This window comes from uncultured Shewanella sp. (assembly GCF_947495455.1).
Taxonomy (GTDB): Bacteria; Pseudomonadota; Gammaproteobacteria; order Enterobacterales; family Shewanellaceae; genus Shewanella.
On the sequence record NZ_CANLZC010000003.1, the window covers coordinates 115373 to 125371 of the forward strand.

Below are 9999 nucleotides of genomic sequence, written 5' to 3' on the forward strand. Positions count from 1 at the left end.
TTGTACTTTTAAATTAATATTGACGTAGCGCTTTAAAAACATTGGCGATTTTAATGGGATCTTTAATACCTGGACTTTGCTCGACACCGGAATTAAAGTCTAAACCATAAAAGCCTTGCTCTGCGGCTTGCTTAGCATTACTTGGAGTCAATCCCCCTGCTAGCATGGCCTCTTCTTTATGAAGTGCGGCTTTTTGCCAATCAAAGGTTTGTCCGGTTGCACCAAATTGACCTTGAATGTGGCTGTCAAATAATAACCTGTCCACATGTATTGGTATTGGAATGGATAATGTGTCGTGACTTGTCGATACGGGAACGGCTTTCCATATTTGCGTATTGAGTCCCAGTGCTGTTAATGTCGTTTTTAGGGCGATGATATCATCATCGCTCTCATTGCCGTGTAACTGCACGGCAAAAAGCTTGAGTGCTTGGGCCATATTCGCTATGGTTGTCGCTGCTTCATTAACAAATACACCGACAAATTGCAGTTTGGGCTCATTGGGGGCTAATTGCTCAAGAAGTTGCTCGGCTTGCTCAAGTGTGAGTGCTCGCTCGGATTTTTGAGCAAAAATGAGTCCGCCAAAGACGGCCCCCGCTTGAGCTATGCTGCGAATATCGTCAATACGTGTGAGGCCGCAGACTTTATTATTGCCCAATACTAATAAACGGCAGGCAAGATCGATATCCTCTTGTGCCATCAAAGAGCTGCCTACCAAGAAGCCATTGACGAGTGGAGCAAGGCGCTTGACTTGGGCATGGGTATAAATACCAGACTCACTGATCACCAACCGATCTGTTGGAATGCGTGGGGCCAGCTTTTCTGTGACGTTTAAGTCTGTTGATAAGTCGCGCAAGTTGCGATTATTAATGCCAATAATGGGTGCGTTTAATTGAATGGCGCGTTCAAGCTCCTCTTCATTGCTCACTTCCGTTAATACATCAAGCTGATATCGCTTAGCCTCTATTGCTAAGTCTTGATATTGCTTGTCATTCAGGACGGATAGCATGAGTAGAATCGCATCGGCGCCCTGATGAGCGGCCAATTTGATTTGATAGGCATCGACAAAAAAGTCTTTGCAGAGCACGGGCTGAGTGACGCGCGCGCGGACGCGAGGGATAAAATCCATATTGCCTTGGAAAAATTGCTCGTCGGTCAGTACTGAAATACCCGCCGCATAACGGGTATACACATCACTGATGGCTTCAAGGTTAAAGTCATCGCGAATAAGCCCTTTTGACGGGCTGGCTTTTTTACATTCTAAAATAAAGCCTGCATTGGGTGCACTTAGGGCGTCATATAAACTTCTATCGGAGATTTTTGGCGACAATGTGGCTTCTGGAAAACGTTGTTTTAAGGCTGCAATGTGTGCGACTTTGGTATCGACAATCTTGGTTAGAACATTACTCATGATCATGCTTCCTTTGTGGCTAAGACTGAGTCTACTTGACTGGCATTAGCCAGCTTAGTGAGCAGGCTAAATGCACGGCCACTTTTGAGTGTGTTTAAGGCTAACTCTGTCCCCGCTTTGGGGGATTCGGCGAGGCCTGCAATATAAAGCGCACAGCCTGCATTAATGGCGACAGCATGGGTGTGAGCCAGTTGGCCTTGGCCTTGTAAAATATGTTGAGTGTAAAGGGCATTTTCCCTTGGGCTGCCGCCTTTAATATCCTTTAAACTGGCCAAGGGTAGACCTAATTGAGTCGGCGACAAGTGATACTCTCGAATATGTCCTTCTTTAAGCTCATTGACTAAGGTTTCACCATGAATAGCAATTTCATCTAAGCCACTGCCATGAACAACCATGGCGCGCTTGACCCCAAGGGCATGGAGCACTTGGGCAATAGGTGCGACTAAATCAGGGCTATATACACCCAGTAGCATGAAGTCAGGTGCGGCGGGATTAATTAAGGGCCCCAGAATGTTAAACAGGGTGCGGGTTTTTAACGCTTTTCGAACGGGCATGGCATGTTTAATGCCGCCATGATAGTGCGGCGCAAATAAAAAGCATAAACCTAATGTGTTTAAACATTGGCAGGCGACATCAGGTGACATGGTTAAATTAATGCCAAATTGACTGAGTAGATCAGATGAGCCTGTTTTGCTGGTGGCGCTACGATTGCCGTGTTTAGCCACGTTTGCACCTGAGGCCGCGGCGACAAAGGCAGCCATGGTAGAAATATTAATGGTGTCGTGGCCATCGCCGCCTGTGCCAACAATATCCAGGATCCCTTTTGCTTTAATGGCTTCATTGGGTGAGGGGAAAGCCTTTGCCACACTGCGAAGGGCATCGGCGGCACCTGTGATCTGATCTATGGTTTCACCGTGGATCTTGATGGCGATGAGCATGGCGGCAATAGCGGCTTCATTCATGTTACCTTGCATGATTTCGGTAAAGAGTAATCGCGTCTCATCACGGGTTAAAGAGTGGCCTTGATAAAGTTGTTCGAGTAAGGCTTGCTGACTAATGTCTTTATTCATGAAGCGACCTCTTGATCTTGGGCTGATACGTTAGCAGTGAGATACTCTAAGGTTTGCGTCAGCAGTTGACTGCCTAATGTGGTTAAAATGGACTCTGGGTGAAATTGAAAGCCCACGGCGCGATGGGCTTCATGCAATATGGCCATTGGCATCGCTTCTGTTGTGGCAATAATATCCAAACAAGCGGGAACCTGAGTTGCTACTAAGCTATGATAGCGGGCAACGGGCAGTGGTGAAGGCAAGCCTGCAAATATGGCTTTTCCTTGATGGATCGTTGGGCTGGCTTTACCATGAACCACTTCGTTTGCGCGTTCGACTTTTCCGCCGTAATGTTCAATTAAGGCTTGGTGGCCTAAACAGATCCCCAACATGGGCACTTTGCCTGCCAGTAATGCAATAAGTTGCATCATGGAGCCCGCATCATGAGGCGCGCCAGGACCTGGCGATAAGACCAGGACACTTTGCTCATTATCATTGAGTAATGCGTTGGCGATAAATTGTGCATCGATATCATTACGATAAATAATGACCTCATTACCTAAGGTGCGAAATTGATCCACTAAGTTGTAGGTAAAAGAGTCGAAGTTGTCGAGTAAATAAATTTTCATTGTCCTGCTCCCATTTTGATTGCAGTGATCACTGCTTGGGCTTTTTGGCGAGTCTCATCGGCTTCGGCTTGTGGATCAGAGTCAAAGACCACACCAGCGCCAGCTTGAATGTGCGCGGTACCATTTTTGACAAAAGCGGAGCGGATCACAATGCACGTATCCATGTCTCCTAACCCATTTAAGTAACCCACGGCGCCCCCATAACTGCCACGGCGACTTTGCTCTACGCTTCGAATAAGTTGAGCTGCGCTGACTTTAGGTGCCCCTGTTAATGTTCCCATATTCATGCAAGCTTGATAAGCATGAAGCGCATCTAAATCTTGGCGCAATTGTCCGGTAACACGGCTTACCAGATGCATCACATGAGAATAACGGTCGACTTTGAGTAATTCAGGCACTTTACGAGTGCCGCTTTGACTGATACGGGCGATATCATTGCGAGCTAAATCAACCAGCATGATGTGCTCGGACAGCTCTTTTTTATCCAGTCTGAGTTCGAGCTCTATGCGGCTATCGAGATCAAAATCAATGTCGCCTGTTGCTGTTTTCCCCCGCTTTCGAGTGCCTGCAATAGGGTAAATTTCCACTTGATTGGTACTGGCCTCGTATTTAATGGCACTTTCAGGGGATGCGCCAAATAAGGTGAAATTCGGGCCATTGACGTAAAACATATAGGGACTCGGATTAGTGAGCCTTAATGCACGATACGCGCCTAATGTATTGGGGCAAGGCAAGCTAAAGCTACGAGAAGGAACGACTTGAAAGATATCACCATTAATAATATGGGCTTTAAGGTCGTTGACTTGGGCTTTAAACTCTTCATCACTGACATTGACTTTTACCTCATCATGAATGGGATTAAGCTCGGCCACCGAAGGCAGTGATAGGCTGAGTTCCTGTAACGCATTGCGTCTTTGGGTCATGGCTGATTGAGTTGCTGCACTTGCTTTTTGTCCATTGGGGGTGAATACATGAGTGGTAATGTTGGCTTGCTGGGTTTGATGATCCACTATTATTAAGGTTTCTGCCAGATAAAAGAGGTAATCAGGGCAAGTATTGTCACTGTCAGCGACTGTTGGCAGTGGCTCTACACTGTCGATAAGATCGTAGGCTAACACACCGCCGAGAAAGAGCTGTTCAAAGGCGGGGGCTTGCTCACTGTGCATATGCTTGATTAAGGCACGTAGCCCATCAAGGGGAGAGACAGATTTTAGCCGCGCATCTTCATCTTGTCGTTGGGTTGCTTTGGTTAATGTGACAATCACTTGCTTGTCTTGGTGTGAAATAGACTGGGTTGTACTTTGGCCATGAAAGAAAAGTTCAATAGGTTTGAGTAGTTGGGCACCATTGTCTGTTAATGCGATAAAGGATAATTGATAGTGATCACAACGGATCATTAAGGCGCTGTGGGTCAATAATAGGCTTTTAAGGTGCGCCTTGCTGTCTATTTCGGCAGACTCAAGCAACATAGTATGTGGAGCGTCATTGGTGAGGTGCTGATATAAAATCAGAGGATCATCATGATAAGTGAAATTGTCACTGTGTGTGGTGATACTCGCTAAGGAAGAGGGAGTCATAAATATCATCCTGCTAAATCAAAAAATGGCTAAATTAAAATAAGTTCAGTGTATGCATTTCAATGCTTGCTTTCATTTTGTACTGCAGCCTGCTGGTTTAACACATTGCCTTAGCTAAAAATGCAAAAAAGCCCGCAATGTATGCGGGCTTTTTGTTTAAATCTTGTCTCATTTTATGAGCACAGAGTTTCACACTACCCGCTAAGTTGGGAAGTGCCACCACCAAGAAATGTGTGAAGAAACGTTAAACTGTGTCATAAGGCTCATTATCAACAATCGACTTTATAAAAAGTGATTAAAAAATGTCATTTATGGTGCTAAATAAAAAATGACGCTTAAGAGCCACTATAAGAACATTTGATACCTTATCCTGTCAATGACTTCTTGCATATTTACTGCTTTTATTCATATTAAGGATGACTATTGGCATCAATGGGCGAAGTATTGGCGTTAAACTCCGCTAAGTTGCTAAAGCCATCATTGTCACTGTCAAGGAGTGCATCATCGGGATTTTCGTCACTGAGCCCGTTTTTCGCTTCGAACCAGTAAGGCAGTGAGTCATTATCTAAGTCTAGCGCTGAGCCAAAGCTTAAGGTCACAGGGATCGTGAAGCTGCGGGTACTGGGATCGGAAAAGCTAGCATGATAAATTGACATTTTAGCCGTCACACTACCAGGTTTAACAATGGCGTTAGTGGGTAAGTTATATTGTTTATTGGCTGAGCATTTATATGAGGCAAATTTTTGATTGTATTGATTGTACAGATCTAAATCACAATTTATGCCGCTGATACTGCCGCTAATATTTGGGATCACCACCACACTGATTAAATCTTCATATTGGCTGCTGGGTGTGACAGTAAAGGATTGATTGACTCTTTGTTGCAGGGCTACCGTTCCACTAAAGGTGCCCATATTGTATTGATAATATTGCGGCGCTGCTGTGCCTAGGCTCATACGGTAATGCTTGTTTGGATCTGTTGTGACACTCAAGTTAGGGCGCACGCGCACATCCAGGATTTGTCCTGTGGTGACGCTTTGATTATTGTTTGTACCTGCACCTGTGAGTAAAGGCTGCCAGATACCGTTAGTATCCAGTGATTCAAAAATCCATTGATTGGGACTTTCGATATCATTTAATGCTAAATCTATATTGCCATTAGCGGTGGCTTGATAAACAAAGTAATCAATATCGTTGCCACTTTCATGATTCCCTCGAACAAAATTTCTAGAATCTGCTAAATAAGCTCGCGTGGCATAAGTGTCATTGACTTCATAGCTGTCAATATTGGTCGCCACTTCAGCGCCAAAGTTAATAGTGGCATTGGTGGCACTGACTGCTTGCATGTACCAATAGTATTCACCGGGCTGGGTAATCACTTTGACCACTTCATCGGCATTAGCGGCATTGCTAGAGGTTCCTAAGTTATAAATAGTGCCGTCAATATCTTGGTAAACAGAGAGCGTAAAGTCAGTTTGCGCGTCTTGCCCCACTAAAATAGCCGTGGTTTTTGCTCTGTCGGTAATGGTGAAGTGATAACAATAGGTGCCACCTGTTTGAGTACCGTTGAGGGTATAAAGTACGCCAGTATTTAATGTTGTACATAAGGGGGTGTAAGCTAATGGGCTCATGGTATTGGCTTGGTGAAGATTTTTTGATTTAAAAATGGATGCTGATATTTTTTCTGAGGCGAGTAAAGGCTGGGGTGTGGAGGTCAAGTTAACTGGGCTGTTAACAGGAAAAGGTATGGTATGTGCATCGATCTCTTGTTGAGGAGGTTGACTATTGATTAAAGGGTTGGAAAAGCTATTAAATGAAGTGAGTAAGGTCATTAATAATAAAGATTTTTTATAATAGAGCATGTTATTAATCTTCCATGTCATTTGTGTTGTCATTACACCCGTTTAAGAACAGTAACAAGATGGTCTATTATCTACTTTTTAATATTAAAGAAGATAAACGGCAGATCCACTTCTATCTTATTGGATCATTATTGATTGAGCGATTCTATTGAGTGATTATTGTGCACTAGATTCCATTTTAATGTATTTTGAGACGCGATAAAGATCGACTCCCACGCTTGCTGACGTTTGTTTGAATGTCAGCGAATATTCACCGATGTTTGCATTGCTTTTACTTTTATCGACACTTCTTAATTTGACCCTTTGGTATTCTCTTTTTTGATAAACCAGTCAGGTGATTAACATTTCAGTCGAGTATTGTGCATAATGAAAATGTCAGTGAATATACCTTTTTTGTTTACTTTAATAGCAGGTCTGTCAGTGGGGAGCCAAGGTGTGGTGTTTGCTCAGAATATTGACGCCACTAACACATTAAGTGTTAACCCATCCCCCGTAGTGAAAGCCAAGTACTTTCAACATATTGAAGGGGTGCCAAGCCCTAAAGTCGTTGATTGTCAATTAACAGATGGCACCAATACTCAATGTCTCACTTTATACAGTAAAGCGTTACCGGATCATTTACAGATAGGGCCATTTTGCCCTGAAAATATCAATGAGCAAGGGGGAATTTGGGAATGGGATGGAGAGGATCCTGGACTGTATCGCTTAAACGGAGCGTTTTTTAAGAAATTGAATGCGCTAGGTTATCGCTTTTATGATGAGTCGGGGAACCTTTTTATTACGACGCCAGGTGGTGCGGCGCCCCAAGTGCGTCAATCGGCTCATGCGTGTTTAGAGGCTAAGCTGGAAACTCATGTTAAAACCACGACGCTTATTCCTTTATACCCTAAGCAAGCAAAACAAGTCACCGATTTGGGGACGGTGGCTAAGGTGGGGCTTGCATTGGATGGGATCCCTGTTTTTGCCGACGCGCCTTCGGTTTTACAAACGGGGCAGTTACCTGCTTTGGATGAATGTGGTGGACATGTGGATCCCGGTGGGTATTATCATTGGCATGGCACATCAACAGACATTGACTCAAGTTTTAAGCATGAAGGTGTTCATGCACATTGTCATTTAAGTCAATCACATTCAGCACTCTTTGCATTTGCATTTGATGGGTTTCCTATGTACGGCAGTGCGGAAGAAGATGGCAAACTGGCGCAAGGATTAGATGAGTGTAATGGCCACTTTGGACCGACAAAAGCCTTTCCCAATGGAATATACCACTATCATGCGAGTCTGACATTTCCAAATTTGCCTAAGTGTTTAAAAGGGGTACAGGCTAAAGATAATTTTAAAACGACGGCAAAGATTGGCATAGGATCTCAAGGGAATAAAGCGAGTGCTGGACACGGAAGAGGGCAAAGGCCTGATTTAGGTAAGGCGGCTCAAACCTTAGGCGTGAGTGAAATGGCACTGCGCCAAGCTTTGGGAGGACCGCCTCCTAATTTTCAGCAAGCGGCAGAGAAATTAAAGGTGTCTGTATCACAGTTACAGAAGGCATTAGGTCATTCTTAGTGGGGTGATGACTGCAATCGAATGCACACAAAGCATTAACACTAGTGTGCATTTTTGATTTATGCTAGCCCCATGTATCTTGTTATTACTTGAAATTATCATGACGACTTACCAGCAGCTTACCGAAACTTTTAAAAAAATATCACACTTTCAACATTTGCAAGCCATTTGTGGTTGGGATCAAGCCGCTAAAATGCCCAGCGGTGGTAATCAAGCACGCTCTGAAGCCATGGCTGAACTGTCGGTTCATATCCATGCATTATTAACGGCGCCAGAATTAGAAGAAGCTTTTGTTAAGGCACAAGAAGAGTCGTTATCAACCCATGAGCAGGCCAGTTTGCGGGAAATGCATCGTCAATGGCAACATGCCAATATCTTATCCAAAGAACTTGTACAAGCAAAGTCAATGGCTGGGGCGAAATGCGAGCACGCATGGCGAAACCAGCGAGGGGAGAATGATTGGCAAGGTTTTGAAAAAAATTGGGCTGAAGTGGTTAAATTATCCAAAGAAGAAGCACAGATCCGCGCTGAGGCAACGGGATTGTCGGCCTATGATGCCATGCTGGATATCTATGAGCCCGGCACGACATCCTCGCAACTGGATCGTGTTTTTGTTGATGTGAAAACTTGGTTGCCGGGGCTTATCGATCAAGTGATTGAAAAACAGGCTTCGGAGTCCTTCATTGCGCCTTCTGGAACATTTTCAACCGAGCAACAAAAAGCATTAGGCATTGAGGTCATGAAGTTACTTCAATTCGATTTTCATCATGGCCGTTTAGATGAAAGTGTGCATCCTTTTTGTGGCGGTGTTCCTCAAGATGTGCGGATCACAACTCGGTATAATGAAGATGAGTTTATGCAGTCATTAATGGGGATAGTGCATGAAACGGGTCATGCCCGTTACGAGCAAGGCTTGCCTAAGAGGTATGCTGGATTACCAGCTGGTAGCGCACGTTCTATGGGGATCCATGAGTCACAATCTTTATTTTTTGAAATGCAAATAGGTCGAAGTTCGGCTTTTATTGAACATTTATCCCGTTTAGCACAGAAGCAGTTTAGTCAACATGATAAGGGGATATTTGATAAAAACAATTTTCAAAAGCTTTATACCCGTGTTGAAAAAGGCTTTATTCGTGTCGATGCGGATGAATTAACCTACCCTGCCCATGTTATTTTACGCTATGAAATTGAGCGTGATTTGATCAATGGCCATATAAAGCATACTGATGTCCCTGAATTGTGGAATGAAAAAATGAAAAGCTATTTGGGGTTATCAACTAGAGGTAATTTCAATCATGGCTGTATGCAAGATATTCATTGGACCGATGGTGCGTTTGGGTATTTTCCTTCTTATACTCTTGGAGCCATGTATGCAGCGCAATTTATGACATCAATGAAAAAAGTACTTGATGTTAATGATGTTATTAGCAGTGGCGATTTATCACCTATTTTTAATTGGCTTGAAACACATATTTGGTCTCAAGGCAGTTTATTGACGACCAATGAGTTAGTGAAACAAGCGACGGGGGAAATATTAAATGCTGAGCATTTTAAACAGCATTTAAGTGAGCGTTATACCCGTGATACTTGAAGATGCATGTTTTCAGAACCTGTAAAAGCGCCTAGTTCAAGGCGTATTATTGCAAGAATGCTTATTGCCTTTTAAGATGATACAACGCAGAAGTCGGTGCTTTTACAGGCTCCCAAAGGGCTGGTTTAAAAGCCTTTTATACTGCGTTATTGAACATCAGCTTAGAATGACTAGGCACGCTGTTCAAAGCCTTGCCTAAAAGGCTTTTAATTCCAGCTGAATCCTGCATCTTCAAGTATCACGGGTACTGAGGGATCCCCACTTTTCTGGCTCATAAACAATGAATACTGATTGTGAAGTGAGCCAAGTTATACAGCACATAA

The 9999-nt window shown here is 43.8% G+C and carries 7 protein-coding genes and 1 other annotated feature; of the genes, 2 read left to right on the forward strand and 5 right to left on the reverse strand.

Going from position 1 to position 9999, the window contains the following annotated elements; translation table 11 throughout:
- Positions 1 to 13: 13 nt before the first annotated feature.
- The 5 genes from trpCF to Q0791_RS02065 form a co-directional block, all read right to left on the reverse strand.
- Positions 14 to 1408 carry a bifunctional indole-3-glycerol-phosphate synthase TrpC/phosphoribosylanthranilate isomerase TrpF gene (gene trpCF / locus Q0791_RS02045; RefSeq protein ID WP_299002265.1) on the reverse strand — a complete coding sequence of 465 codons (1395 nt, stop codon included), beginning with the start codon at positions 1406 to 1408 and terminating at the stop codon, positions 14 to 16.
- A gap of 2 nt (positions 1409 to 1410) precedes the next feature.
- Entirely contained in the window at positions 1411 to 2478 is a 1068-nt protein-coding gene (gene trpD / locus Q0791_RS02050; protein WP_299002266.1) for an anthranilate phosphoribosyltransferase, read from the reverse strand.
- A complete protein-coding gene (locus tag Q0791_RS02055; RefSeq protein ID WP_299002267.1) occupies positions 2475 to 3086 on the reverse strand; it encodes an aminodeoxychorismate/anthranilate synthase component II in 612 nt (203 codons plus the stop codon). Before Q0791_RS02055 ends, trpD begins: the two co-directional genes overlap by 4 nt.
- A complete protein-coding gene (locus Q0791_RS02060) occupies positions 3083 to 4663 on the reverse strand; it encodes an anthranilate synthase component 1 (RefSeq protein ID WP_299002269.1) in 1581 nt (526 codons plus the stop codon). Before Q0791_RS02060 ends, Q0791_RS02055 begins: the two co-directional genes overlap by 4 nt.
- 122 nt (positions 4664 to 4785) lie before the next feature.
- Positions 4786 to 4894: a sequence feature (Trp leader region), on the reverse strand.
- 179 nt (positions 4895 to 5073) lie between these two features.
- Positions 5074 to 6546 (reverse strand): hypothetical protein, encoded by a 1473-nt coding sequence (locus Q0791_RS02065; RefSeq protein WP_299002271.1) that lies wholly within the window; start codon positions 6544 to 6546, stop codon positions 5074 to 5076.
- Positions 6547 to 6903: 357 nt separating this feature from the next.
- On the opposite strand from Q0791_RS02065, the gene Q0791_RS02070 reads away from it, so the two are divergent.
- Together Q0791_RS02070 and Q0791_RS02075 are read left to right on the forward strand one after the other, a co-directional pair.
- Positions 6904 to 8085 (forward strand): YHYH protein, encoded by a 1182-nt coding sequence (locus Q0791_RS02070; RefSeq protein ID WP_299002272.1) that lies wholly within the window; start codon positions 6904 to 6906, stop codon positions 8083 to 8085.
- Positions 8086 to 8185: 100 nt separating this feature from the next.
- The gene (locus Q0791_RS02075) at positions 8186 to 9676 is read left to right on the forward strand and encodes a carboxypeptidase M32 (protein ID WP_299002280.1); all 1491 of its coding nucleotides are present in this window, start codon (positions 8186 to 8188) and stop codon (positions 9674 to 9676) included.
- Positions 9677 to 9999: the final 323 nt, after the last annotated feature.

Coding starts and splice junctions, on each gene's coding strand:
- Q0791_RS02065 (WP_299002271.1), bottom strand. CDS start 6,546: ATGACATGGAAGATTAATAACATGCTCTATTATAAAAAATCTTTATTA.
- Q0791_RS02060 (WP_299002269.1), bottom strand. CDS start 4,663: ATGACTCCCTCTTCCTTAGCGAGTATCACCACACACAGTGACAATTTC.
- Q0791_RS02055 (WP_299002267.1), bottom strand. CDS start 3,086: ATGAAAATTTATTTACTCGACAACTTCGACTCTTTTACCTACAACTTA.
- Q0791_RS02075 (WP_299002280.1), top strand. CDS start 8,186: ATGACGACTTACCAGCAGCTTACCGAAACTTTTAAAAAAATATCACAC.
- trpCF (WP_299002265.1), bottom strand. CDS start 1,408: ATGAGTAATGTTCTAACCAAGATTGTCGATACCAAAGTCGCACACATT.
- trpD (WP_299002266.1), bottom strand. CDS start 2,478: ATGAATAAAGACATTAGTCAGCAAGCCTTACTCGAACAACTTTATCAA.